The 25,442-nt window shown below is 73.0% G+C and carries 19 protein-coding genes, 1 tRNA gene and 2 pseudogenes; 9 read left to right on the top strand and 13 right to left on the bottom strand.

The window, feature by feature from the left end:
- The 5 genes from ACX6XY_RS18365 to ACX6XY_RS18385 all read right to left on the bottom strand — a co-directional run bounded on the left by ACX6XY_RS18365 (position 1) and on the right by ACX6XY_RS18385 (position 7,861).
- On the bottom strand, positions 1 to 1,365 hold the full coding sequence (locus ACX6XY_RS18365) for a nitrate/nitrite transporter (RefSeq protein ID WP_460331845.1): 1,365 nt from the start codon (positions 1,363 to 1,365) through the stop codon (positions 1 to 3).
- A 94-nt stretch (positions 1,366 to 1,459) separates the two neighbouring features.
- Positions 1,460 to 1,888 carry a nitrite reductase small subunit NirD gene (gene nirD / locus ACX6XY_RS18370; RefSeq protein ID WP_460331846.1) on the bottom strand — a complete coding sequence of 143 codons (429 nt, stop codon included), beginning with the start codon at positions 1,886 to 1,888 and terminating at the stop codon, positions 1,460 to 1,462.
- A complete protein-coding gene (gene nirB / locus ACX6XY_RS18375) occupies positions 1,885 to 4,455 on the bottom strand; it encodes a nitrite reductase large subunit NirB (RefSeq protein ID WP_460331848.1) in 2,571 nt (856 codons plus the stop codon). The genes nirD and nirB overlap by 4 nt, the downstream gene beginning before the upstream one ends.
- Positions 4,452 to 5,735: an NAD(P)/FAD-dependent oxidoreductase gene (locus tag ACX6XY_RS18380; RefSeq protein WP_460331850.1), complete on the bottom strand. Its 1,284-nt coding sequence runs from the start codon at positions 5,733 to 5,735 to the stop codon at positions 4,452 to 4,454. The genes nirB and ACX6XY_RS18380 overlap by 4 nt, the downstream gene beginning before the upstream one ends.
- The gene (locus ACX6XY_RS18385) at positions 5,732 to 7,861 is read right to left on the bottom strand and encodes a molybdopterin oxidoreductase family protein (RefSeq protein WP_460331852.1); all 2,130 of its coding nucleotides are present in this window, start codon (positions 7,859 to 7,861) and stop codon (positions 5,732 to 5,734) included. The genes ACX6XY_RS18380 and ACX6XY_RS18385 overlap by 4 nt, the downstream gene beginning before the upstream one ends.
- Before the next feature lie 192 nt (positions 7,862 to 8,053).
- Here ACX6XY_RS18385 and ACX6XY_RS18390 point away from each other — a divergent pair, with 192 nt between their 5' ends.
- Both ACX6XY_RS18390 and ACX6XY_RS18395 read left to right on the top strand, forming a co-directional pair.
- Entirely contained in the window at positions 8,054 to 9,187 is a 1,134-nt protein-coding gene (locus ACX6XY_RS18390; RefSeq protein WP_460331854.1) for a uroporphyrinogen-III synthase, read from the top strand.
- Positions 9,184 to 10,005, top strand: a complete 822-nt coding sequence (locus tag ACX6XY_RS18395) for a sirohydrochlorin chelatase (protein ID WP_460331856.1) — start codon at positions 9,184 to 9,186, stop codon at positions 10,003 to 10,005. Before ACX6XY_RS18390 ends, ACX6XY_RS18395 begins: the two co-directional genes overlap by 4 nt.
- Here the strand turns inward: ACX6XY_RS18395 and ACX6XY_RS18400 are convergent.
- The 5 genes from ACX6XY_RS18400 to ACX6XY_RS18420 form a co-directional block, all read right to left on the bottom strand.
- Positions 9,989 to 10,747 (bottom strand): bestrophin-like domain, encoded by a 759-nt coding sequence (locus tag ACX6XY_RS18400; protein WP_460331858.1) that lies wholly within the window; start codon positions 10,745 to 10,747, stop codon positions 9,989 to 9,991. The two genes, ACX6XY_RS18395 and ACX6XY_RS18400, sit on opposite strands and share 17 nt — an antisense overlap.
- 68 nt (positions 10,748 to 10,815) lie before the next feature.
- Positions 10,816 to 10,983 (bottom strand): hypothetical protein, encoded by a 168-nt coding sequence (locus tag ACX6XY_RS18405; protein WP_460331860.1) that lies wholly within the window; start codon positions 10,981 to 10,983, stop codon positions 10,816 to 10,818.
- A 569-nt stretch (positions 10,984 to 11,552) separates the two neighbouring features.
- On the bottom strand, positions 11,553 to 13,736 hold the full coding sequence (locus ACX6XY_RS18410; RefSeq protein ID WP_460331862.1) for a terpene synthase family protein: 2,184 nt from the start codon (positions 13,734 to 13,736) through the stop codon (positions 11,553 to 11,555).
- Positions 13,737 to 13,884: 148 nt separating this feature from the next.
- Complete coding sequence (locus ACX6XY_RS18415; protein WP_460331864.1) at positions 13,885 to 14,925, bottom strand: family 2 encapsulin nanocompartment cargo protein polyprenyl transferase; 1,041 nt, start codon at positions 14,923 to 14,925, stop codon at positions 13,885 to 13,887.
- A complete protein-coding gene (locus ACX6XY_RS18420; RefSeq protein WP_460331866.1) occupies positions 14,922 to 16,322 on the bottom strand; it encodes a family 2B encapsulin nanocompartment shell protein in 1,401 nt (466 codons plus the stop codon). The genes ACX6XY_RS18415 and ACX6XY_RS18420 overlap by 4 nt, the downstream gene beginning before the upstream one ends.
- Before the next feature lie 129 nt (positions 16,323 to 16,451).
- On the opposite strand from ACX6XY_RS18420, the gene ACX6XY_RS18425 reads away from it, so the two are divergent.
- The 4 genes and pseudogenes from ACX6XY_RS18425 to ACX6XY_RS18440 form a co-directional block, all read left to right on the top strand.
- A complete protein-coding gene (locus ACX6XY_RS18425) occupies positions 16,452 to 17,420 on the top strand; it encodes a ribokinase (protein ID WP_460331924.1) in 969 nt (322 codons plus the stop codon).
- Between the two features lie 136 nt (positions 17,421 to 17,556).
- Positions 17,557 to 18,177, top strand: a complete 621-nt coding sequence (locus ACX6XY_RS18430; RefSeq protein WP_460331868.1) for a hypothetical protein — start codon at positions 17,557 to 17,559, stop codon at positions 18,175 to 18,177.
- Between the two features lie 32 nt (positions 18,178 to 18,209).
- Positions 18,210 to 18,662: pseudogene (locus ACX6XY_RS18435) on the top strand (GNAT family N-acetyltransferase); the annotation flags it as partial.
- A gap of 129 nt (positions 18,663 to 18,791) precedes the next feature.
- Positions 18,792 to 19,410, top strand: a pseudogene (locus ACX6XY_RS18440) (aminoglycoside phosphotransferase family protein); the annotation flags it as partial.
- Between the two features lie 69 nt (positions 19,411 to 19,479).
- Here ACX6XY_RS18440 and ACX6XY_RS18445 read toward each other — a convergent pair.
- Positions 19,480 to 19,567, bottom strand: a tRNA-Leu gene (locus ACX6XY_RS18445).
- 181 nt (positions 19,568 to 19,748) lie between these two features.
- On the bottom strand, positions 19,749 to 20,696 hold the full coding sequence (locus ACX6XY_RS18450; RefSeq protein ID WP_460331870.1) for a beta-ketoacyl-ACP synthase III: 948 nt from the start codon (positions 20,694 to 20,696) through the stop codon (positions 19,749 to 19,751).
- Positions 20,697 to 20,956: 260 nt separating this feature from the next.
- Here ACX6XY_RS18450 and fdhD point away from each other — a divergent pair, with 260 nt between their 5' ends.
- The gene (gene fdhD, locus ACX6XY_RS18455; RefSeq protein ID WP_460331872.1) at positions 20,957 to 21,871 is read left to right on the top strand and encodes a formate dehydrogenase accessory sulfurtransferase FdhD; all 915 of its coding nucleotides are present in this window, start codon (positions 20,957 to 20,959) and stop codon (positions 21,869 to 21,871) included.
- A gap of 105 nt (positions 21,872 to 21,976) precedes the next feature.
- Positions 21,977 to 23,278: a DUF4185 domain-containing protein gene (locus tag ACX6XY_RS18460; RefSeq protein ID WP_460331926.1), complete on the top strand. Its 1,302-nt coding sequence runs from the start codon at positions 21,977 to 21,979 to the stop codon at positions 23,276 to 23,278.
- Here the strand turns inward: ACX6XY_RS18460 and ACX6XY_RS18465 are convergent.
- A complete protein-coding gene (locus ACX6XY_RS18465; RefSeq protein WP_460331928.1) occupies positions 23,214 to 24,269 on the bottom strand; it encodes a bile acid:sodium symporter family protein in 1,056 nt (351 codons plus the stop codon). The genes ACX6XY_RS18460 and ACX6XY_RS18465 overlap by 65 nt on opposite strands.
- A 188-nt stretch (positions 24,270 to 24,457) precedes the next feature.
- Between ACX6XY_RS18465 and ACX6XY_RS18470 the strand changes: the two genes are divergently transcribed.
- Positions 24,458 to 25,336 (top strand): LysR substrate-binding domain-containing protein, encoded by an 879-nt coding sequence (locus ACX6XY_RS18470; RefSeq protein WP_460331874.1) that lies wholly within the window; start codon positions 24,458 to 24,460, stop codon positions 25,334 to 25,336.
- Positions 25,337 to 25,442: the final 106 nt, after the last annotated feature.

Consider the following 25,442-nt stretch of genomic DNA (forward strand, 5'->3'; position numbering starts at 1 on the left):
CTACACCCCGGTCAGGCGCTTCGGCGAGGGCCGCAGATAGACCGCCCAGGTCACCACGAAGCACAGGACGTAGGAGAGGCAGAAGACCAGGTACGCGGTGTCGGCGTTCCCGGTGCTGAGGAAGGACTGCCGGAAGGCGATGTTGACCAGGACGCCGCCGAAGGCTCCGACGCATCCGGCGATCCCGATCAGCGCCGAGGCCCCGCGGCGGGAGCGCTCCTCGGCCTCGTTCTCGTCGATGCCGCCGCCGACGGCGATCTTCGCCTTGGCGCGGAAGATGGCCGGGATCATCTTGTAGACCGAGCCGTTGCCGATCCCGGTGAGCACGAAGAGCGCCACGAAGCCCGCGATGAACAGCCCCAGCGACTCCTGGCGCGAGGCCACCAGCACCACCAGCGCTCCCGCCGTCATCCCGGCGAAGTTCCACAGCGTCACCTTCGCGCCGCCGAACCGGTCGGCGAGCAGGCCGCCCACCGGGCGGATCAGCGAGCCGAGCAGCGGCCCGATGAAGGTGAGGTAGGCGGCCTTCAGCGGGGTGTCGAACTGCTCACTGAACTGGATCTTGAGCACCATGCCGAAGGCGAAGCTGAAGCCGATGAACGAGCCGAAGGTGCCGATGTACAGACCCGAGATGATCCAGGTGTGCGGCTCCTTGCAGATGTCGCGCATCGCCCGCTTGTCGTTGCGCATGCCGGTCAGGTTGTCCATGTTGAACGCGGCGCCGAGTGCGGCCAGCACGATCAGCGGGATGTAGATCATCGGCAGCAGGCGCGGATGGGCGGCGCCCGCCGTGGCCAGCACCAGCAGGCCGAGCAGCTGGACGGCCGGTACGCCGAGGTTGCCGCCGCCCGCGTTGATGCCGAGCGCCCAGCCCTTGAGCCGCTGCGGATAGAAGGCGTTGATGTTCGCCATGGACGAGGCGAAGTTGCCGCCGCCGACACCGGCGACACAGGCCACCACGAGCAGCGTGGTGTAACTGACGCCCGGCTCCAGCACGATCGCGGCGAGGACGGTCGGGACCAGGAGCAGACTCGCGCTGAAGACCGTCCAGTTGCGGCCGCCGAACTTGGCCACCGCGAAGGTGTACGGCAGCCGCAGCCCCGCCCCGAGTGCCGCGGGCACGGCGGCGAGCGTGAACTTCCCAGCCGGGTCGATGCCGTACTCCGGGCCGAGGAAGAGGAGCATCACCGACCAGAGGCTCCAGACCGAGAAGCCGATGTGTTCGGAGATCACTGAGAAGACGAGGTTGCGGCGGGCGATGCGGGCGCCCGCCTCGTCCCAGAAGGCACGGTCTTCCGGCCGCCAGTCTTCGATGTCGCGGGTGCGTACGGAAGGTCGCGGTTTCGGGTCTGCCGCAGTGGTCATGGAGAGCCTGCCAGGGTGTCGGAGGAGCGGTTGAGACGGTGTTCACCCTGGCGGCGGGAGATTTCCCCCCGCCGACCGTGGTGGCTCCGTCGTGCTACGGCTCGCGCACACCGGCCGCGGCGAGCTGTGAGGTTCGAGGCGGGGATCCGCCGCCCGGCCCGGCGGGCTCGGCGACCCGCGCCGGCCACACCCGCAGGGCGGGGGTCTCCTCGTCGAGGCAGGCGCCGGTGCGCAGGTCGAAGGCCTGCTTGTACATGGGGGACATCACCACCGGGACGTCGCCGCGGCTGCCGAGGATGCCGCGCGACATGACGTACGCCTCGCTGAACGGGTCGTGGTTGTCGATGGCGTAGACGTTCCCCGCGCGGTCGCGGTAGACGGCGACCTGCTCGCCGTCGACGAGGACCGCGACGCCGCGGCCCGGAATCAGGTCGGCCAGGGCGCAGACGGGCCGCCACTCGGCTCCGTCGTGGATCTCCACGTTCGCCTCGGTCAGCGGGCTCGTCGGGTTCGTCGGGCTCATCGGGTACGTACCTCCAGTGCGGGTCCGGCGACCAGTTCGCCGGGCCTGGCCGGGCGGATCTGGTCGCGCTCGGGGGCGAAGCGCACGGTCGGGTCGGGGGTGCCGGGCGCGTTGGCGAAGGAGACGAAGCGGCGCACTCGGTCCGGGTCGGCCAGGGTCGCGGCCCACTCGTCCTCGTAGGTCTCGATATGACGGCCCATCAGTTCGTCGAGGTCGTCGCAGATGCCGAGCGAGTCCTCCATCACGACCTCGCGCAGGTGGTCCAGGCCGCCCTCCAGGCGCTCCAGCCAGGGCGCGGTGCGCTCCAGGCGGTCGGCGGTGCGGATGTAGAACATCAGGAAGCGGTCGATGGTGCGGATCAGGGTCTCGCGGTCCAGGTCGGCGGCGAGCAGGTCCGCGTGCCGGGGCGTCATGCCGCCGTTGCCGCCGACGTAGAGGTTCCAGCCCGTGGACGTCGCGATGACGCCGAAGTCCTTGCTCTGGGCCTCCGCGCACTCGCGGGCGCAGCCGGATACCGCGGACTTGAGCTTGTGCGGGGCGCGCAACCCCCGGTAGCGCAACTCCAGTTCGATGGCCAGGCCCACCGAGTCCTGGACGCCGTAGCGGCACCAGGTCTCGCCGACACAGGACTTCACGGTGCGCAGCGCCTTGCCGTAGGCGTGCCCGGACTCGAATCCGGCGTCGACCAGGCGCTTCCAGATCGGCGGGAGCTGGTCGACGCGGGCCCCGAACAGGTCGATCCGCTGCCCGCCGGTGATCTTGGTGTAGAGGCCGAAGTCACGGGCGATCTCGCCGATGACGATCAGCCCTTCGGGGGTGATCTCACCGCCGGGCACGCGCGGGACGACGGAGTAGGAGCCGTTGCGCTGGAGGTTGGCGAGGAAGTGGTCGTTGGTGTCCTGGAGGGCGGCCTGTTCGCCGTGCAGGATGTGGCCGCCGCCGAGGCTCGCGAGGATCGAGGCGACGGTGGGCTTGCAGATGTCGCACCCTTCGCCCGTGCCGTGTTCGGCGAGCACGCGGGAGAAGTCGGTGATGCCCTTGACCTGGATGATCTCGTAGAGCTCGGCACGGGTGTGCGGGAAGTGCTCGCACAGGGCGGAGGAGACCTCCACTCCGCTGGCGGCCAGTTCGTCGGTGACGATGGTGGTCATCAGCTTGACGCAACTGCCGCAGCCGCTGCCCGCCTTGGTGCACTTCTTGACCTCGGGGGCGCTGGTGCAGCCGCCCTCGTGCACGGCGGCCTTGATGGCGGCCTTGCTGACGTTGTGGCAGGAGCAGACCACGGCGTCGTCGGGCAGCGCGATCGGTCCGACCGGCGCGCCGGAGCCCGCGGGCAGGACCAGCTGTTCCGGGGGCGCGGGCAGCGGGGCGCCGCCGATGGCGAGCGGCCGCAGGGTCGCGTACGACTCGGTGTCGCCGACGAGGACGCCGCCGAGCAGGGCGCCGTCGGGGCCGATCACCAGCTTCTTGTAGACGCCCGCGCGGCTGTTGGCGTACACCAGGTCCAGGGCGCCGTCCGCGGCGCCCTGCGCGTCGCCGAAGCTGGCCACGTCCACGCCGAGCAGCTTGAGCTTGGTGGAGGTGTCGGCACCGGTGAACGAGCCTTCGCCGTCTCCGAGTTCGCGAGCCACGGCCTCGGCCATCGCGTAGCCGGGCGCGACCAGTCCGTACACCCGCCCGTCGACGGTCTGCGCGCACTCGCCGATGGCCCACACATGCGGGTCCTCGGTACGGCACCGCTCGTCGACGACGATGCCGCCGCGCTCGCCGACGGGGAGCCCGCAGTCGCGGGCGAGCTGGTCACGGGGGCGCACGCCCGCCGAGAAGATCACCAGGTCGGCCTTGACCTCGCTGCCGTCGGAGAGCGCCATGGAACGGACCCGGCCGTCGTCGCCGGTGTCGATGCGCTGGGTTCCGGCGCCGGTGTGCACCTGGACGCCGAGGTCCTCGATCTTGCGGCGCAGCATCTCGCCGCCGCCGTCGTCGACCTGAAGGGCCATCAGGCGCGGGGCGAACTCCACCACATGGGTCTCCAGGCCGAGTGCGGTGAGCGCCCCCGCGGCCTCCAGGCCGAGCAGTCCGCCGCCGACCACCGCGCCGACCCGTGCCCGCTCGGCGTCCGCGCGGATGCCCTCCAGGTCCTCGATGGTGCGGTAGACATGGCAGCCTTCCGCGTCGTGTCCCGGTACCGGCGGCACGAACGGGTACGAGCCGGTGGCCAGCACCAGCGCGTCGTACGGGAGTCGCTCGCCGGACGCGGTGGTGACGATGCGGGCTCCGCGGTCCACCGACGCGGCGGGTTCGGAGCAGCGCAGGTCGATGCCGTGCTCGTCCAGGAACTCCTTGGGGCACATGCCGAGTTCGTCCGCGGTCGTGCCCTTGAACCAGGAGCTGAGCTGGACCCGGTCGTAGGCGGCCCTCGGCTCTTCGGCGAGTACGGTGACCCGCCAGGTGTCGGCGGCCGAAGGCTGCTCGAAAAGCGCCTCCAGAAAGCGCTGGCCGACCATGCCGTGGCCGACCAGGACCAGCTCCTTGCGGGTGGCGGCGCCAACCGGCTTCGGCGTCATGGGGCAACTCCTTGCGTGGTGAGCAGATACAGGGGATCAGCGGGCATGGGTTCGTCCCGCTGGTAGGCCCGAGTGAGGGCGCCGACCGTGGCCAGGTCGCCCAGGAGGATGCCGCCGACGATCCGGTCGCCGCGCAGCACGAGTTTCTTGTAGGCGCCGCTGGTGGCGTCCTGGATGCGCAGGACGTCCAGGCCGGGCCCGTCGGCGCCCACGTCGCCGAAGGCGGCGTACCGGACCGGGCCCGCGGTCAGCCGGGACAGCGGCCGGGAGCCGGTGTACCGGGCGTCGGGGTCGGCGCCGGAGAGCCGGGCGGCCAGCACGTCGGCCTGTTCCCAGGCGGGCCCGGCCAGGCCGTGCACGGCTCCGCGGTGTTCGGCGCAGTCGCCGATCGCGTAGACGTCCGGCGCGCAGGCGAGGGTGTCGTCGACCTCGACGCCGCGGCGTACGGGCAGGCCCGCGGTGTGCGCCAGGCCGGTGCGCGGCCGGACCCCGCAGGCCAGGACCACCAGGTCGGTCTCCAGGACGTAGCCGCTGGCCAGTTCGACGCCGGTGACGCGGTCGGCGCCGCGCAGGGCGCGGGCCCGGTTGTCGGGGTAGGTCTCGACGCCGAGCCCGGCGAGCGCGGTGCGCAGGGCGGCGCCCGCCTGGGCGTCGAGGTGCCGCTCGATCAGCTGCGGGGCCTGGTGGACGATCTCCACCCGTACCCCGAGCGCGGCCAGCGCGCGGGCGGCGCTCACGCCGAGCACGCCGCCGCCGATGACCACGGCGCGCTCCGCGTCGCGGGCCTCGTCGGCGAGCCGGGCGCACTCCTCGACCGTGCGGAAGGAGTGCACGCCGGGCAGCAGCTCGCCGTCGGCGGCGCGCAGGCCGCGGATCGGGGGCAGCACGGGGTTCGCGCCGGTGGCCAGGACCAGGTCGTCGTAGCCTGCCGTCGTGCCGTCGGCCGTGGTCAGGGTGCGCGCCGCGAGGTCGATGCCGGTGACCTCGGCGCCGGTGCGGAGCTCCGCGGCGGCGGACTGGAGGGTGATCGCGTCGGCGTCGTAGCGGCCGGTGAGCACGTCGGCGAGCAGGACGCGGTTGTAGGGGGCGCGGGGCTCGGCGCCGTACAGGGTGACCTGGCCGCGGCCGCCGAGTGCGGCGTACCGCTCGGCGAAGCGGGCGGCGGCCATCCCGGCGCCTACGACGGCGATGCGGCGGGGGGCGGGGGGTTGTGCGGGGGACCGCGTCGTGGGCTGGGGCGTGGACTGTGTCGTGGGCTGTGTCGTGGGCTGTGCGGTCATCGCGGGGCCTCCGCCCGTTCGACGCGGACCGCGCACACCTTGAACTCCGGCATCTTCGACGCCGGGTCGAGCGCGGGGTTGGTGAGCGTGTTGGCCCGCCCCGCGCCGCCCCAGTGGAACGGCATGAAGACGGTGTCCTGCCTGATCGTGTCGGTGACCCTGGCCGGCGCCTCGGCCCGGCCGCGGCGGCTGGTGACCGCGAGGAGGTCGCCGTCGGCCGCCCCGAGCCGCTCGGCCAGCCGCGGGTGCAGCTCGACGAACGGGCCTGGCGCGGCCCGGTTCAGCTCCGGGACGCGGCGGGTCTGGGCGCCGCTCTGGTACTGGGACACCACCCGGCCCGTGGTGAGATACAGCGGATAGTCGGCGTCCGGCTCCTCGGCCGCCGGGCGGTGCGTCACGGGCGCGAACCTGGCCCGCCCGTCGGGGGTCGCGAAGCGGTCCAGGAAGAGCCGGGGCGTACCGGCGTGGTCCTCGTCGGGGCAGGGCCAGAACACGCCGTCCTCGGCGGCCACCCGCGCGTAGCTGATGCCCGCGTAGTCGGCCTGGCCGCCCGCCGAGGCCCGGCGCAGCTCCTCGAAGACCTCTTCCGGGTCGTCCGGGAACCCCTTCTCCACGCCGAGCCGGGCGGCCAGCTCGCGCAGCACGTACAGGTCGCTGCGCACCCCTTCGGGCGCGTCGACGGCCTTGCGGCGGAGGATCACCCTGCCCTCCAGGTTGGTGGTGGTGCCGGTCTCCTCGGCCCACTGCGTCGCCGGGAACACCACGTCGGCGAGCTGGGCGGACTCGGAGAGCACCACATCGCTGACGGCGAGGAAGTCCAGCGCGCGCAGCCGGTCGGTGACCCGTGCGGCGCGCGGCGCGGACACCACGGGGTTGGAGCCCATCAGGAGCAGGGCCCGTACGCCGCCGTCCTGGCCGAGCCCGTCGAGCAGCTCGTACGCGGACACGCCCGAGCGGGGCAGGTCGGCGGGGTCGACGCCCCACACGGACGCGACGTGGGCGCGGGCCTCGGGGTCCTCGATGGAGCGGTAGCCGGGCAGCTGGTCGGCCTTCTGGCCGTGCTCGCGGCCGCCCTGGCCGTTGCCCTGCCCGGTCAGGCAGCCGTATCCGGAGTAGTGCCGTCCGGCCTTGCCGGTGGCCAGGCAGAGGTTGATCCAGGCGCCCACGGTGTCGGTGCCCTTGCTCTGCTGCTCCGGGCCGCGCGCGGTGAGCACCATGCCGGTCTCGGCCCGCGCGAAGAGGTCGACGGCGGCGGCCAGCTGGTCCACGGGGACGCCGGTCAGCTGCTCGACGCGCTCCGGCCAGTGCGCCATGGCGGCGGCCCTGGCCTGCTCGAAGCCGGTGGTACGGGCGTCGATGAACGCCGTGTCGCGGTGCCCGTCGGCGATCACCAGGTGGAGCATGCCCAGCGCGAGGGCGAGGTCGGTGCCCGGCACCGGCTGGAGGTGCAGGTCGGCGAGGTCGGCGGTGCGGGTGCGGCGCGGATCGACGACGATCAGCTTGCCGCCGTTCTCGCGCAGTTCGCGGAAGTAGCGCAGCGCGGGCGGCATGGTCTCGGCCGGGTTGGAGCCGACCAGGATCACACAGCCGCTGTGCGGGATGTCCTCCAGCGGGAAGGGCAGGCCGCGGTCGACGCCGAAGGCCTTGCGGCCCGCGGCGGCCGCGGACGACATACAGAACCGGCCGTTGTAGTCGATGTTGACCGTACGCAGCGCGACGCGGGCGAACTTGCCGAGCAGATAGGCCTTCTCGTTGGTCAGTCCGCCGCCGCCGAAGATCCCCGCGGCGTCGACGCCGTGGCGGCGCTGGGCCGCGGTGAGCCCGGCGACGGTCCGCTCCAGCGCCTCGTCCCAGGAGGCCGGGCGCAGCTCGCCGCCGTCGTCGCGTACGAGGGGGGTGATCAGCCGGGCCGTACGCGACAGGACGGCGGCCGCGCTCTGTCCCTTGCCGCACAGCGCCCCGCGGTTCACCGGGAAGCCGGGCCGCTCCCGCACCTCGACCGGGGCGCCGTCCGCGGCGGGCCCGAGGCGCATCCCGCACTGCAGCGAGCAGTACGGGCAGTGGGTGTCGACGGTGTCCGTCGTACCACCCGGACCCGCCGTGCCGCTCGCTTGGATCGTTTTCATGCCGTCGATCGTCACGCGTGGCCGTTACGCGGCAGGGTCCGCTGTGTTGCGGGCGCGATATACGGTTCTCACGCTCGACCTCGGGGCCCGTGGGGTCGGGGACATCTCCCGTAACAAAGGACGTCGCTTCGCTAACGCGCACGTCACATACGGGCAATGGCGGCGCAACGGTGCTCCTTGAGCCTTCAACGCATGGAACCTCGCAAGACCGACCAGCCGCTGACCGGCTTCACCATCGGCGTGACGGCGGCGCGTCGGCGCGACGAACTCGCCAGTCTGCTGTCGCGCCGGGGCGCCCGGATCATCGAGGCGCCCTCGCTGCGGATCGTTCCTCTGGAGGACGACGCGGCGCTGCGCCACGCCACCGAACAGTGCCTGACCGGGCCGCTCGACTATGTGGTGGCCACCACCGGGGTCGGCTGGCGCGGCTGGATGAGCGCGGCCGACGGCTGGGGGCACGGGGCCGCGCTCGCGCGTGCCTGCCAGGGCGCTTCGGTGCTCTCTCGGGGGCCCAAGGCGACCGGTGCGGTCCGGGCCAGCGGGCTCGACGAGGCGTACTCGCCGGGCTCCGAGGCCATCGACGAGCTGCTGACCTGGCTGCTCGCCCGTGATCTGCGCGGCCGCCGGATCGCCGTCCAGGAGCACGGGGCGCCGCAGCCCGGCTTCACGGGCGCGCTGCGGGAGCGCGGCGCCGAGGTGATCGAGGTGCCGGTATACCGCTGGGCGCCGCCCGAGGACCCGGACGCGGTGCGGCGGCTCGCCGAGCTGACGGCGCGCGGCGAGGTGCACGCGCTGACCTTCACCAGCGCCCCGGCGATCACGGCGTTCCTGGAGGCGGCGCGGGCGGCCGGGCAGTATGACGCGGTGCTGGCCCGGCTTCAGGGCGATGTGCTGTCGGTGTGCGTCGGGCCGGTCTGCGCCCGCCCGCTCCAGGAACTCGGCGTGGACCCGCTGTGGCCGGAGCGCGGGCGGCTGGGCGCGATGGTGCGCGCCCTCGCCCAGGCGCTGCCCCGGCGGGCCCGCCAGGAGCTGTCGGCCGGTGACCGGACGCTGGCCCTCCAGGGCAGCGCCCTGCTCGTCGACGGCGAGAGCATCTGGCTGTCCCCGGTGTCGGCCGCCGTGCTGCGTGCGCTGGCCGAGCGCCCCGGCTGGGTGCTGAGCCGGGCCGACCTGCTGCGGCGCGCCTGGGCCGGGCAGCGGGCCGACGAGCATGTGGTGGAGGCCGCCGTGGCCCGTCTGCGCGGGGCGCTGGGCAGGCACGCGGGTCTGGTCCGTACGGTGCCCAAGCGCGGGTACCGGCTCAACGTGGACGTCGCCGAGCGATGAGCCCTACGTCAGCCACTCCCCCGGTCGGCGCGGCGGCCCGGACCGCGCCGCCGCGCCCCGCTCCCCGGTCCCGTTCCGCCGCGCGGGCGGCGCCGACGCTGGTGGCCGTCGGGCACGGCACGCGGGAGGCCGCCGGGGCGGCGGCGACGCTGGAGCTGCTGGAGCGGATACGGGAACTGCGGCCGGGGCTGCGGGTCGAGGTGGGCTGGCTGGACCTGGTGGACCCGCCGCTGACCGAGACGCTGGCCGGGCTGAGCGGCGACGCGGTGCTCGTCCCGCTGCTGCTCGGCACGGGCTACCACATCCGGGTGGACATCCCCGACGCGCTGGCCGCGGCGCCGCATCTGCGCACCCGTACCGCCCGCGCGCTGGGGCCCGACCCGCTGCTCGCCACCGCGCTCGGCGACCTGCTCACCCAGGCGGGACGCGCGCCCGGCGACGGCCCGGTGGTGCTCGCGGCCGCCGGGTCCACCGACCCGCGGGCCAACGCCGACACCGAGCGGATGGCCGAGCTGCTGGCCGCGCGGCTGCGCACGCCGGTCGTGCCGTCCTATCTGTGCGCGTCCGCGCCGACTCCTGCCGAGGCCGTCGCCCAGCTGCGCGCCGCCGGGCACGAACAGGTCTCGCTCGCCACGTACTTGATCGCGCCGGGCTTCTTCACGCGGCGCGCGGCGCGTGCGGGCGCGCGGCGCACCTCGGCGCCGCTCGCCCGGCATGACGCGGTCGCCCGGCTGGTCCTGGACCGGTACGACGAGGCCGTGGACGCGGGGGCCATGGACGCGGAGGGCGTGGCCACGGGGGTCAGCCGCCGGCGGTGAGCTGGCCGGTGAACGGGTCGGCGGTGATCGGCATGCCGCGGCTGAAGGGCGCGTCCATGTCCCAGATCAGGATCAGCAGGAACACGAAAAGCGCTGTGTAGAGTCCCGCCACCGTCAGCTCGCGCCGGGTGTACCGGATCTGCAGCGCGAAGATCATGCCGACGGACACCAGGGCGCCGGCGATCAGCCCGAACCAGACCACGGGCGGCATCGCGGGCTCCGCCGCGTCACCCCGGTTGGTCCGGGCCTCGTCGGCCAGGGCCACCTGGTCGACCATGGGCGCGTACGCCTGGCCCTGGAGTTCGTTGCGCGGCTCGCTCTCGCGGACGGCCACCCGTACGGCGTCGAGGAGCTGGTCTCCGCGTTCGGTCAGCTGCCCGTGCTCCGCCATCCGCGGCCATTCCTCGTCCACGACGTACCGGGCGTAGGCCTCGATGCTCCGGTCGACCTTGTCGCGCACCGGCTCGGGGAACACCTGGGCGCGTTCGGACACCTCGTGCAGGGCCTGGGCCTCGGTGCGCACCGTCGCGTCGGCCTCGCCGCGGGCCTCCCAGACGCCCGCGATGGCGAGGCCCAGCACGATGGCGTACACCACGCCGATCATCATCGTCATGTACTCGATGACGTCGGGGGTCTCCGACGGGTCGGTGTCCACGCCGCGCCGCCGGACGACCTTGGTGATGATCACGACGAGCGCGCAGGTCGCCGCCATGGCGAGGATCAGCGTCAGCCAGTGCGGCACGACGAGCCTCCAACTGGGTGAAAGAGGGGGAAGGAACTGACGTGGGGTTCATAGGAACTGACATGGGTTCATCCGCGACCGCCGTGGCCGCCCCCTGAGCGTCCGCCGAGTCCGGAGCCTCGCGAGAGCGCGGCCGCGGCGAGCACGGCGGGCACCACCAGGAGCAGCGTGGTAGCGGCGAGCGGCCGCCCGCCGTGGTCCTTCTTGGCCGGTGTGCCCTGGTAGGCGCGCGGCACGGACGGAGTGGGCGACGGGGTCGTACGGGGCGGAGGCGACGGGGTGGCAGTCGGCTCCGGGGTCGGGGGCGGGGGCGGCGGGGGCGTCACCGATGGGGCGGGGCGGGCCTGGGCCGCCGGAGGCGTCGGCGAGGGGGACGGTGCGGGAGGCGACGGAGGCGGCGGCGTGGGCTTCGGCGGAGGCGGGGTCGGCACCGGTGTCGGCGTCGGCTTGGGAGCCGGTGTCGGCGTGGGAGTCGGTGTCGGCGTGGGAGTCGGAGTCGGGGCCGGAGTCGGGGCCGGAGTCGGTGACGGTGTGGGAGTCGGTGACGGTGTCGGGGTCGGCGTGGGAGTCGGGTGGCAGGCGTCCCACACCGCTTGGCCCACCCCCCGCTCGCCCGCGGTGCGGGCCAGCCCGTCGAAGTCCAGGTCGACGCCGACGTACGCGCAGGCATCGCCCACGGGGCGGGCCCGCGCATCGGCCGCGGCCGTCGGCGCCCAGCAGACCGTCACACAGGCCGTGGCGGCGAGCGCCGCCCCGACCCGCCCGCACCACCGCCCGCTTCCGCGTCCCGCGCGGCGGCTCCCGTTCACCGGACCAGCGCGGGCAGATCGATGCGGGGCATCGTCTCGGGCAGCGGGCTGTGCGTGAGGTCCTCGGCGCGGTAGCGGACGCATCCGTGATGCCAGTTGAGAATCCCGGCCAGCCAGTTCTCCAGCTCCCGGACGTATCCGCACAGGCCCGCGCGAGCCTGCTCCGACAGGTCGAGGTCCGCGCACAGCCGGGGCAGTTCGTTCTCCGCCAGGTGCTGGAACTGTCTCAGCCGCCCCTTCATCAGGTCGTGCACCATCCGGAGCGCGGAGGGGTAGTCGCAGTCGAAGAAGTGCTGCGTGACCAGGATTCCGTTGTGGATCTCGCCCTCGTACTCGAGTTCCTTCTGGTACGAGAAGACATCGTTCAGCAGGCACGCGTAGTCGATGGCCGCGTTCTCCAACGCCTGTACCGGACCGCTGCGGTAGACCTCTTCGGGGACCGTGTCGCCGAGCCCGATATGGCACAGGCTGATGGTGAGTCCGGAGCCGAAGGTGAGCCGTCGCATCTCGATGTAGTCGACCGGGTCGGGGACGCGGTTCTGCGCCTGGTTGGACAGCTCCCACAACCAGCTGTCCGTCATCTCCTCGACGGCGGTGCGGAAGGCCGCACGGGCTCCCGGACTCATCGGACCGGCCGTGCGCCGCCACAGGTCGGCCAGGCCCCGCTCCAGCGCGTTCGCCGGTTCCGGTGTGTCGGCCAGGTCGAGCGGCATGAACAGCGGGAAGCGGTCGTTGCACAGCTTCGCGCCCGCCAGGTCACGGGTCCGGCCGAACACCGCCGGGAAGTAGTCGTCCCCGTAGGTGCCCCAGGTCAGCCAGTACGACGCCAGGTCGAGGGCCTCGGGTGTCGCGTCCGGGTGCAGGCCCGCGGCGCACAGCGGCAGGTCGATCCCGGCGAGCTTGCGCTCGTCCCAGACGTACGAGCCGGGCACGCCGGGCTGCGGCTGGAGCAGGCCCATCCGGTGCGACCAGTCGATCGTGTGACGCCGCGAGGCCTCCAGGTGGGGGCTGAGGGACAGCGGGAACGGCAGGGACATGTCGGGGAGCACGGACGGCCCCACGCGCTGGAACGGAACATGGGAATAGGCGCGGGCCCGCTCGGTGGCTCCGGTGGCCGCGATCAGGTCCTTGAGGCCCATGGCGGGGATTCCGATGCCCATGGGGCCCGGCGACGACGCGTCGGGCACACAGCCCTCGTTCATGTAACGGCTGGAGCGCATGTGCCACTCGTGGCCGCCGGACTGCCAGTCCTGGAGGCCTTTCGTATACGCGAGCACGGCCGCGCAGTCCTGCGGTGGCAGCGCCTTCTCGGCGAAGAGCGCGGGCAGTTCGGTCAGCGCGGTGTGCTCGAACTGCCGCATCCGGGAGGTGATGAGGTCGTTGACCCTGTCGGCGGCCTGCTGGGTCGTACAGCCGAGGAAGGTCTCCAGGACGAGCACACCGTTGCTCAGTTCGCCCTCCTCTTCGATCTCCCGCTGGTAGGAGAACAGGTCGTTGCGCAGGTGGACCCCGTCGGCGAAAGTCTCCAGCAGGACCCGCAGCGGCCTGGAGTCCGCCACCGACGCCGGTACTTCGGCGCCCGCGGCGAACTCGACGATCCCCGCTGACCAAGGCGCGCCGCCGACCTTGCGGCGCATCTCGATGTACTCGACGGGGTTGGCGATCCGACCGCTGTTGATGTTGGACAGTTCCCACAGGGACTCATTGAGCAGGTTCACCGTGCTCTCGGCGAACCGCTGGCGCCAGCCCTGGGACATCGCGGGCACGGTGCGCGCCCACAGGTCCGCGAGGCCCCGCTCCACGGGGTTGGCGGGCTCCGGGATCGGCTGCGCGGAGTCCGTCGGCATGAAGGCGGCGAGGCGGTCCAGGTATTTCTTGCCGCCGTCGAGGTCGCCGGTCTTCTTGAACAGGCAGAGGAAGGCGTCGTCGAAGAAGAACACCCACACGTACCACTCGGTGACCAGCGTGAGCACGTCCGCGGAACAGTCCGGATGCGTGTACGCGCACAGCAGGGCGTAGTCATGAGAGCGCAGGTCGTCGGTGTCCCAGACCTTGGAGCCTTCCAGCATCCCCATGTCGCGCGCCCACCGCTCGGACCGCTCGCGCGCGTACTCGACATGGGGGTTCAGCCGGGCGGGATACGTCATATAGAAGCTGGGCAGCGCGAATGACTGCGGCATCGGTCACTCCTGGTGCGATATGCGATAAGGGATCCGATAAGAAAAGGAGAGAAGGAGAGAAGGGGCGCGAGAGGGAGGGGGAAAGGGGCGGCCGGGGTCGGCCTGCCGAACTGACCCCGGCCATCCGTCAGTACGTACTCGGGCGCCGTCAGTACGTGCGTCGGGTCACGAACTCCACGAGCGCCAGCAGGCCGCCCGCCGCCTGCTGGTCGGGCACCGCGTGCGAGAGGCGGTCTATCGCGGTCGCCATCCGGTCCGAGGCGTGACGCGCGGCCCAGTCGCGGCCGCCCGCCCGGTCGACCGCGACCCCGGCGCGCTCCAGGTCGGCGTCGGCGAGCGGGCGCGTATACAGTTCGGCGAGTTCGGCGCCCTCGGGCGTGCCCGAGGTGAGCGCGGCGACCACCGGCAGGGACTTCTTGCGTGCCGCGAGGTCGGCGCCCGCCGGTTTCCCGGTGTGCCTCGGGTCCCCCCAGATCCCGATGATGTCGTCGATCAGCTGGAAGGCGAGCCCGGCCTCCCGGCCGAAGGCGTCCATCGCGGTCACCTCGGCTTCGCCCGCCCCCGCGTACTGCGCCCCGATCGCACAGGCACAGCCGAGCAGGGCTCCCGTCTTCGCCCCGGCCATGGTCAGGCAGTCGTCCAGGGTGACGTCCCGGACGTCACGGCGCTCCAGGGCGCCGTCCGTCTGCTGGCCCTCGCAGACCTCCACCACACAGGCGGCGAGCCGCGCGGCGGCGGGAGCGGACGCCGGGTATGAGTCCTCAAGGAGCAGACGCAGGGCCAGCGCCTGGAGCGCGTCCCCCGCCAGGAGTGCGTCCGCCTCGCCGAAGACCGTCCAGGCGGTGGGGCGGTGTCTGCGGGTGCGGTCGCGGTCGATGATGTCGTCGTGCAGCAGCGTGAAATTGTGCACCAGCTCCACCGCCGCTGCCGCCCGCACCGCGCCACCCGGTGAGCCGCCCAGCGCCGCGGTGGTGGCCAGTACCATCGCGGGACGCACCGCCTTTCCGGCGGGACCCGCCGCGGGTAAGCCGTCGGCGTCCTCCCAGCCGAAGTGGTAGCGCGCGATCCGCCGCATCGCGCCGGGCAGTGAGTCCACCGCCGCCCGGAGTTCGGGGTCGACTATGTGCCGGGTCTCCTCCAGCAGGGCACGTGCCTCGTATTCCGGGGCCGCCTCGGTGCGCTGGCTCATCGCCACCTGCTCACCTGGACATTCTCCAGGACGCCGAGGGCGTCCGGCACCAGGACCGCGGCCGAGTAGTAGGCCGTCACCAGGTAGGAGGCGATGGCCTGTTCGCTGATGCCCATGAAGCGCGCGGACAGGCTGGGCTCGATCTCCTCGGGGATTCCGGCCTGATGCAGTCCGATGACGCCCTGGTCCTTCTCGCCGGTACGCATGCAGATGATCGAGGTCGTACGGGCGTCGCTGACCGGGATCTTGTTGCAGGGGTAGATCGGGACGCCGCGCCAGGTGGGAATGCGGTTGCCGTCCACGTCGATCGTCTCCGGGACGAGGCCGCGCTTGTTGCACTCGCGGCCGAACGCGGCGATCGCCTTGGGGTGCGCGAGGAACAGCTTCGATCCGCGCCTGCGGCTGAGCAGTTCGTCCATGTCGTCCGGGCCCGGCACGCCGTCGTGCGGCTGGATCCGCTGCTCATAGTCGCAGTTGTTGAGCAGCCCGAACTCGCGGTTGTTGACCAGTTCGTGCTCCTGGCGCTCCTTGAGGGCCTCGACCGTGAGCCGCAGCTGCTGCTCCAGCTGGTTCATCGGCTGGTTGTAGAGGTCCGCGACCCTGGTGTGGATGCGCAGGACGGTCTGCGCGACGCTCAGTTCGTACTCGCGCGGGGACGCCTCGTAGTCCACGAAGGTGCCGGGGATCTCCGGCTCGCCGACGTGTCCGGCCGACAGGTCGATCTCCTTCTCGCCGTACCGGTTGGCGCGCTGGTTCGGTACGGCGGGCCGGTTGAGCTGGGCGCTCAGGGACTCGGCGCGCTCCGCCACCTGGAGGACGGCGTCGCGGGGCAGCAGCAGGACGGTGCAGGTGGTCTCGGCCCGTACCGTCTGCTCCCAGATGGCGTCCGCGTCGGTCAGGCAGGCATCGCCGAAGTGCGCGCCGTCGGCGAGCACGCCGAGTACGGCCTCGTCCTCGTACGCGCCCTCATGGACCTGCTCGGCCCTGCCGTGCGCCAGCAGGAACACCTGGTCCATCCGGCTGCCGAAGGAGGCCAGGATCTCGCCCGGCGCGAACTCGCGCTGCACGCAGCGGTCGGCCAGCTCGCCGAGCACCTCCTCGTCCTCGTAGCCACGCAGCACCGGGATCTCGGCGAGCTCAGCCGGGATGACCCGCACCTGGGAGCCGGTCTTCACGAAGGTGATCTTGCCGTCCCCGACGGTGTAGCTCAGTCGGCGGTTCACCCGGTAGGTGCCGCCCTGCACCTGGGTCCAGGGGAGCTTGCGCAGCAGCCAGCGTGAGCTGATCTCCTGCATCTGGGGAACGGACTTGGCGGTGGTGGCCAGATTTCGCGCGGCGGCTGTGCCGAGGCTCTTCTGCTCGACCTGCTCGGTGCGCGTCTCTTCGCCTACGGACATGGGTGTCCCCTCGACCTTCTGTGACCTGTGGTGAACTGCGCTGCGGTGCGCGAGCCCAGCCTTCCAACACAATGGGTGCGCGTGGTACTACCCGAAGGAGCGAGAATGGATCAGTCCGAACGCGGGCAGATGGCAGGCTTCGCGACCGGCGACCTCGATGAGCACGACGACTGTGACGACCGCGATGACCGCGATGACCGCTATGACCTCGTGGTCGTCGGATCGGCCAACGTCGACCTGGTGACCGGCGTCGAGCGCCGGCCCGCCCGCGGCGAGACCGTGCTCGGCTCCGACCTGAGCGTCCATCCGGGCGGCAAGGGCGCCAACCAGGCGCTCGCCGCGGCCCGCCTCGGAGCCAGGACGGCCCTGCTGGCGCGGGTCGGAGACGACGCCCACGGCCGGTTGCTGCTCGACGCGCAGCGTGCCGCCGGGGTCGACACGGGCGGGGTGCTGGTCGGCGGGGCGCCGACCGGGGTCGCCCTGATCACCGTGGACCCCTCCGGCGACAACAGCATCGTGGTCTCGCCGGGCGCCAACGCCCGGCTGGTCCCCGAGGACGTCCGGGCCGCCGGGAGCCTGCTGGGCCGCGCCCGCGTCGTCTCCGTCCAGCTGGAGATCCCGCTGGACACGGTCGCCGAGGTGGTGCGGGCGCTGCCCGTCGGGGCCCGGCTGGTGCTGAACCCGTCTCCCCCGGCGCCGCTGCCCGCCGAAGTGCTCGCCGCCTGCGATCCGTTGGTGGTGAACGAGCACGAGGCGGCGGTCGTGCTCGGCGGCTTCGCGGGCCCGGAGCCCGAGGACTGGGCGCGGCGGCTGCTCGCGCTCGGGCCGCGGTCGGCGGTGGTGACGCTGGGCGCGGCGGGCGCGCTGGTCGCCGAATCCGGTACGGGCGCCGTCGTACGGGTCCCGAGTCCGCGGGTGGACGCCGTGGACACCACCGGCGCGGGCGACGCCTTCACCGCCGCCCTGGCCTGGCGTCTCGGCCGGGGCGAGGCGCTCCCGGCGGCCGCCGCGTTCGCGGCGCGGGTGGGCGCGGCGGCCGTCACCCGGAAGGGCGCCCAGGAGTCCTTCCCGACCGCGGAAGAGGTGCCGACCGGGTGAGCGGCCGCCGGGCCCCCGTCCCCCGTGCAATTCGAGTGGCTGTGCCCCTCCTCACTCGTATGATCATGTTCCGCGCGGCAAACGCATCGAGCGGCTCCCGGTGGGAGCTCGGAGGGACGGGGCAAGCATGTCGTACGTGGCTGCTGAGGCGGAGTTCGAGCGAGCCTGGGCCGACCCGCACCACACTCGGGCCGAGTTGACGCCGGTCGATGTCAACAAGGTGCTCGACGAGCACTACACCACCGGTGAACCGCTGCGGCTCACGCGGGCCGACCTGTGGGACATGGAGGTGCGCAAGGCGGCCAGCCCCGGCGCGTTCATCCCCTACGTCGTGAAGGCGGGCAGCGACGCCGCCTGGGCTCCGGGGCGCACCGACGGCGCGCTCGGGGACGCGTTCGTACGGCGGTCGACGCAGCGGCTGTGGGCCGACCCCGACGCATACGGTCTCGTACTCGAAGAAGTGGGGCTGAACCACGAGCGGCAGGTGGTGACGTTCATCGGGCGGGCCGAGCTGCCGGACGCGGACGGTACGCCGCTGACCGCTGATCCACGGCAGCCGCTCTTCCATGTGCAGCACGGAGTGGCTGGCACGGATGAGCACCCCCTGAACACCTGGCGCATCGTGCTGCTTACGGACGCGCCGGACGCGCGCTTCGACGAGCCCTTCGCCGCACTGGACCGCGACCCGTACCTCCCCGGCTTCGTCGAGCGCTACGCGCGCGATGTGCTGGGCGTCCGGCTGGACCGCAAGGTATAGCGAGACAGGGAGAGGCGCACATCGTGGAGCTCGTGGAGACCGCTGACCTGGTTCTGCGGCGGGCCGACGGATCCGACGCCGCCGAAGTGGCCGACGTATGGCTACGGTCGTTCGCCGCCGCGCTGCCGACCGTGCGCCGCGCGCACGGCGACGACGAGGTGCGGGGCTGGTTCGCTCAGGTGGTCGTGTCACGGCACGAGACATGGGTGGCTGTCGTCGGCGGGTCCGTGGTGGGGCTCCTGGTGCTGGACGGCGCGGAGCTCGAACAGCTCTACCTCGAACCCTCCTGGCGCGGCCGGGGCGTCGGTGACCGGCTCCTGGGCCTGGCCAAGGAGCGGCGACCGGACGGTCTCGGGCTGTGGACGTTCCAGGTCAACGGGCCCGCCCGGCGGTTCTACGAGCGGCACGGCTTCGTGGCCGGGGAGCGTACCGACGGGCGGCGCAACGAGGAACGCGAGCCGGACGTCCGCTACACCTGGGAACCGGTGACCCCGCGCACGCCCGCACTGCCCCCGCACGACGAGGACCCGCACGACGAGGGCCCGGACGGCGAGGCCCCGGCCTGGGACGCGACGCGCGCCTGGGTCGAGCGGGGCCTGTCCGACGCCGAGCGGATCACGGAGGTCGCCCGGCTGCGCGGCGGGAGTACGTCGCAGATGCGCCGACTGGGCATCGCCGGGCCGGACGGCCGCAGGTCGCTGGTGCTGCGGTCCTTCGTCAAGCCCTTCTACGTACGGCACGCGGAGGGCCTGCTGAACCGCGAGGCGGCGACCTGATGGCCCGCCAGCTCGTCCGTATCCACCGGCTGCGGGTGCCCCCGGAACACCGGCCCCGCGTCTACCAGGCATGGACCGCGCCGGAGCGCGTCACTCCGCCCGGTGACACCCGACGCCCCGAGCTGTGGCAGCGGGCCGTGCGAGCGATCCGCCGCGAGCCCCGGCCCACCGGGCCTGCTTCCTGCACCGGGACTTCCATCCCGGCAACGTCCTGTTCGCCCTGGACGACGCCGGGCCTCGGCTCACCGGCGCCGTGGACTGGGTGGAGACCTCCTGGGGACCGGCCGACCTGGATGTGGCGCACTGCTCGACGGCCCTGGCCCTGCTGCACGGCGCCCCCACCGGTATGCGGTTCGCCGATCAGTACGTCGCGGCGGGCGGCGCCCTGGCCGACGGTGGCGCACATCTGTACTGGCGGCTGCTGGACGCCCTGGCCTTCGCCCCGGACGCCGAGAAGGGCGAAAGCGCGCACGACGAAAGACCGGGGAGCCAGAGGGGCTCGACCGGTCATTCGCATATGTCCTGCTGGTGTCCGAGGGGGGACTTGAACCCCCACGCCCGATAAAGGGCACTAGCACCTCAAGCTAGCGCGTCTGCCATTCCGCCACCCGGACTAGGTGTCTGTCGGCCCCGGAGCGGGCCCCGCGGCGACATGGACAACAATACCAAGGATTTCCGGTGCCTTTCACCTGCGTATCCGCCGAGTACGCGCAGGTAGACCGGGTGCGGGGCGAGCGTCGACAGATTCTCACGGTGCGTGAGGCGACCGTCACGCAGAGGGCCCCTGCGGTCAGCTCAGGGGCAGCGGACGACCTGCCCCGCGTACGACAGGTTCCCGCCGAAACCGAAGAGCAGCACCGGCGCGCCCCGCTCGACCTCCCCGCGCTCCACCAGCTTCGACAGGGCCAGCGGGATGCTCGCGGCCGAGGTGTTGCCCGAGTCGACGACATCGCGGGCGACGACCGCGCCGGTCGCCCCGATCCGCGCGGCGAGCGGCTCGATGATCCGCAGGTTGGCCTGGTGCAGGACGACGGCCGCGAGGTCCTGTGGCGCGAGCGACGCCTTCTCGCACGCCTGCCGGGCGAGCGCGGGCAGTTGGGTGGTGGCCCAGCGGTAGACGCTCTGGCCCTCCTGGGCGAACCGCGGCGGGGTGCCCTCGATCCGTACGGCGTTGCCCATGCCGGGGACCGAGCCCCACAGCACCGGGCCGACGCCGGGCTGTTCGCCGTCCGGGACCGCCTCCAGGACGACGGCGCCGGCGCCGTCGCCGGTCAGCACGCAGGTGGTGCGGTCCGTCCAGTCGGTCACCTCGGTCATCTTGTCGGCGCCGATCACCAGCGCCCTGGTCGCGGCCCCGGCCCGCAGTGTGTGGTCGGCGGTGGCCAGGGCGTGCGGGAAGCCCGCGCAGACCACGTTGACGTCCAGGGCCGCGGGCGAGGGGATGCCGAGCCTGGCGGCCACCCGCGCGGCCATGTTCGGGGAGCGGTCGATCGCGGTGGAGGTGGCGACCACCACCAGGTCGACGTCCTCGGGGTTCAGGCCCGCCGAGGCCAGCGCCTTGGCCGCCGCGTGGGCGGCGAGCTCGTCCACCGGCTCGTCGGGCCCGGCCACATGGCGGGTGCGGATGCCCACCCGGCTGCGGATCCACTCGTCGCTGGTGTCGACCAGCTCCGCCAGCTCCGCGTTGGTGAGGACCTTGGCGGGCTGGTAGTGGCCGACCGCGACGATGCGAGAGCCGTTCATGTGCGAGGGGCCTTCCGTAGCGGTGACGTGACGTACGAGAAGCACAGTCTGCTGAGCGACTCACCAGTACGCGGGCGTGTGAAGCGACAGGATTCGCACGTCAGCCTTGGAGGCTTCACGCGATCTCCGTGGCGGCGGCGGTGTTCGCGCACCGCGGGGCTCGGCCGCGGCCGCGGTTGTGTGTGCAGGACAATGAGCACGTACAGCGAGCACGGACAGCGAGCACGGACGGCACCGGGACCGACGGGACTGATCACGACATGGGACGAGTCACGGAGCGACGGCGCGTGATCCGCGTCCGGGACGGACGGGTCACCACCCGGCCGGACACCCTGGTCGCGGAGGAGCCGCTGGAGATCCGGCTGAACGGCAAGCCGCTCGCCATCACGATGCGCACGCCCGGCGATGACTTCGCGCTCGCGGCCGGGTTCCTGGTGAGCGAGGGGGTGCTCGGCTCGGCGGACGAGCTGCGGTCCATCGTGTACTGCGCGGGAGCGACCGAGGGGGACGGCGCCAACACGTACAACGTGGTGGACGTGCGGACCGCGCCCGGTGTCGTGCCGCCGGACATCACCCTGGAGCGGAACGTCTACACCACCTCGTCCTGCGGCCTGTGCGGCAAGGCGAGCCTGGACGCCGTGCGCACACAGGCGCGTTGGCCGCTCAGCGGCGTGGACGGCCAGGGCGCGGACGGCCGGGGCGGCGACGCCGACGGCACCGGCGACGGCACCGGCGCTCCCCCGGTCCGGCTGACGCCCGAGCTGCTCGCCGGGCTCCCCGGCCGACTGCGCGCCGCGCAGCGGGTGTTCGACCAGACCGGGGGCCTGCACGCCGCCGCGCTGTTCTCGCCCTCGGGTGAACTGCTCGACGTACGGGAGGACGTGGGGCGGCACAACGCGGTCGACAAGCTGGTCGGGCGGGCGCTGCGCGAGGGGCGGCTGCCGCTGTCCCGTACGGTGCTGCTGGTGTCCGGGCGCGCCTCGTTCGAGCTGGCGCAGAAGGCGGTGATGGCGGGCATCGAGGTGCTCGCGGCGGTGTCCGCGCCGTCCTCGCTGGCGGTCGATCTCGCCGCCGAGACCGGCCTCACCCTGGTGGGGTTCCTGCGCGGCTCCGCCATGAACGTGTACGCGGGCGAACACCGCGTCGCTCTCGGGCACCCGGCCGCCCGGAGCTGACCCGCGCCGCCGCCGCGCCGCGCCGGGTGTGACACGGGACACCGTGCCGCGGTGCCCCATGGACCGCGTCCGCGCCACCCGTATAGCGTCCCGAGCGTGTCCGTCATACCCACCGGGGACCGCGCGACCGCGCGGCGAGGTCAGCCACACGACGAGCGGAGCGGCAGGCCGCGGCCGGGGACCGGTCTCATCCTCCTGGTGGTGCTGCTCCTGACAGCCGTCGTGATCACCGCTCTCCCGGACGACGGGGACGACGACGGCCGCGCCGTCGAGTGCGCCCCCCGCAAGGTCGCCTCATGGACGGCGGACGAGGGCACCACCGGTGAGTTCGCGCGGTACGGCGACGACGCGGCACGGGACGACGACTGGTCGGGAGGCGACGGCACCCACTCGGTGCGGCTGCCGGACGGGCGGGTGCTGTGGCTGTTCTCGGACACCTATCTGGGCCGGGTCAACCCGCCGCCCAACCTCGCGGGCCAGCCGCACTCCTGGCGGGCCGAGAGCACCCCGCTGCTGCGCAACTCCGGCGTGCTGATGTCGGCGGCGGGGCGTCTGGAGCGGACCCTGCCCGCGCCGCTGTTCCCCGACCCCGCGCCGCGCCAGTGGCGCTGGCCGGTCGCCGCCAAGGTCGAGGCCCGTACGCCCGGCGCGTCCGAGCGTGTCGTACGGGTGCTGCTGTGGACGCGCGAGACCGGGGCCGGGCCGTGGATCTACGGGGTGCCGCTGGCCACCGAGGTCGCCACGCTCTCGCTGCCCGACCTGCGCCTGGAGGGCATCGTGAAGGTGTCCGACCAGTCCGCGGTGGCCGACCCGGCGAGCCGTGTGCTGTACGGCACCACGGCGGTCGACCTGGACGGTTACACCTATGTGTTCGGCGGCAGTGACGAGCAGGCCACCGCGCGCCCGACGTCGGCCGCTCACCTGGCCCGCGTGCCGGACGGCAGGCTGGCCGAACCGGCCGCGTGGGAGTACTGGGACGGCACCGGCTGGGACACCCGCGACCGCCATGCGCGGCCGGTGCTCGGCGACGGCGACCGGAAGGGCGTGGGCAGCGCGTTCACGGTCGTGCGCGACGGGTCGAGCTGGGTGCTGCTGACCATGGCCGCGGGCGCCGAGGGGCTGACCACGGTCACCTCGTACTGGGCCTGTTCGCCGAGCGGGCCGTGGCACGGACCGGCCAAGGCCTTCGTGCCGCCGCTGCCCGCTGACAGCGCCGCGCGGCGGGACGCGGCGGCCTACAACCCGCAGGCGCACACCGCGCTCGGCGGGCGGGGCGGTGAGCTGGTGGTCAGCTACGACGTGAACTGGCTGGACCCGAGGCCGCAGGCGGGGCTGTCGCACATCACCCGGAACGTGGCCCTGTACCGGCCTCGGTTCGTGCGTCTGCGGCTCGGTCCGGCGGACTGACCTCCGGGTCGCGCGAGCGCCGCCTGGCGATGACCGCGCACACCATCAGCTGCATCTGGTGGAACAGCATCAGCGGCAGTACGGCGAGCGCGGCCTGCGCTCCGAACAGCACGCTCGCCATGGGCAGCCCGGCCGCCAGGGACTTCTTGGACCCGGCGAACTGGATCGCGATCCGGTCGGCGCGGGCGAAGCCGAGCCGCTTGGCCCCGTACCAGGTCAGCGCCAGCATCACCGCGAGCAGCACCGCCTCGACGGCGAGCAGCGCGCCGAGCCTGGCCGGGGTGACCTGTCCCCAGATGCCCCGCACCATGCCCTGGCTGAAGGCGGTGTAGACGACCAGCAGGATCGAGCCCCGGTCGACGAGTGCCAGCACCCTCCGGTTCCGCGCGGCGAAGCCCGCCCGTCGCCCACCACCAGCCTGCCTGGCGCGCTGCGCGCGCCCCTTCCGATTCCACCAGCCCCGCAGCAGCTGGCCCGCGACGAACGGCGCCAGCAGCTGGAGCGCGATCTTCACGAGCGAGTCGGCGGAGAACCCCGCCTGCCCGCCGATCAGCGCCGCGGCCAGCAGCGGTGTCAGCAGCACGCCGACGAGCGAGGAGAACGAGCCCGCGCAGATCGCCGCGGGCACGTTGCCGCGGGCGATCGAGGTGAAGGCGATCGACGACTGGACGGTCGAGGGCACCAGGGTGAGGAACAGCAGGCCGCTGTACAGGGCGGGGGTCAGGACGTACGGGACCAGGCCCCCGGCCGCCAGGCCGAGGAGCGGGAACACCGCGAAGGTGCAGGCCAGCACGGTCAGGTGCAGCCGCCAGTTACGCAGCCCCGCGACGGCCTCGCGGGTCGAGAGCCGGGCGCCGTACAGGAAGAAGAGCAGGGCGATGGCGGCGGTCGAGGCCCCGGAGGCGACGTCGGCCGCGGTCCCGCGCGCGGGGAACAGCGCGGCGACGCCCACGGTCCCGACGAGCGTCGCGATGAACGGGTCGACGGGCATCCAGGCTTTCACGGCGCACGAGCTCCAGGTCATCAGGGCGGGGTCGGGGCACAGTCGTCGGGGTCGGGGCACCGTCGTCGGGGGCGGGCCGTCCCCTGTCCATCGTCCTCCCCTCCGGGATCATCGGGAATCCCGTATACAGAACTGACTGTCATCACGCATCGCGATAATCGCGCTAGCCTGGGGGCGTGTACGACCCGTCACAGCTGCGTACGTTCCTGGCGGTGGCGCAGACGCTGAGCTTCACCCAGGCCGCCCAGCGCCTCGGGCTGCGCCAGTCCACGGTCAGCCAGCATGTGCGCCGCCTGGAGGACGCCACCGGGCGACAGCTGTTCGCGCGGGACACGCACAGCGTGCGGCTGACCGAGGACGGCGAGGCCATGCTCGGCTTCGCGCGGACGATCCTGCGGGCGCACGAGCGGGCCGCGGCGTTCTTCACCGGCACCCGGCTGCGCGGGCGGCTGCGCTTCGGGGCGTCGGAGGACTTCGTCCTGACCCGGCTGCCGCAGATCCTGGGGGCGTTCCGCCAGGAGCACCCCGAGGTCGACCTGGAGCTGACGGTCGAGCTGTCCGGGACGCTGCACGAGCGGCTCGCGGCCGGGCGGCTCGACCTGGTGCTGGCCAAGCGCGGTCCAGGCGACCCGCACGGCGCGCGCGAGACGGTGGTGTGGCACGACGAGCTGGTGTGGATCGGCGCCGAGGGGCTGCGCCTGGACCCGGACCGCCCGGTGCCGCTGATCGTCTACCCGCCGCCGGGCATCACCCGCGCCCGCGCCCTGGAGGTCCTGGAGCGGCACGGCCGCCCGTGGCGCATCGCCTGCACCAGCGGCAGCCTGAACGGGCTGCTGGCCGCCGCGCACGCGGGGCTCGGTGTGATGGCGCACAGCCGTGGCCTGATCCCGCCGGGGCTGGCACGGGTGCGGGCGGGGCTGCCGGAGCTGGGCGGGGTGGACTTCGTCCTGCTGCACGGGGCCGGGGCGTCGGCGGCGCGCGGTCCGGCGCGGGCGCTGGCGGCGGCGATCCTCGCGGGCGGGGACCGGCTGCACCGGGCGGCACGCGACCGGTGATCCGCGCTTACGGAACAGTAAGTTACTTTCAAGTAAGCATTTTGCTCCGCCCCCTCCCCACCGAGCACGGGGTGGGGTACCGTCACCGGCGCTGCACAGAGCGCCA

The organism is Streptomyces sp. O3 (assembly GCF_054788135.1).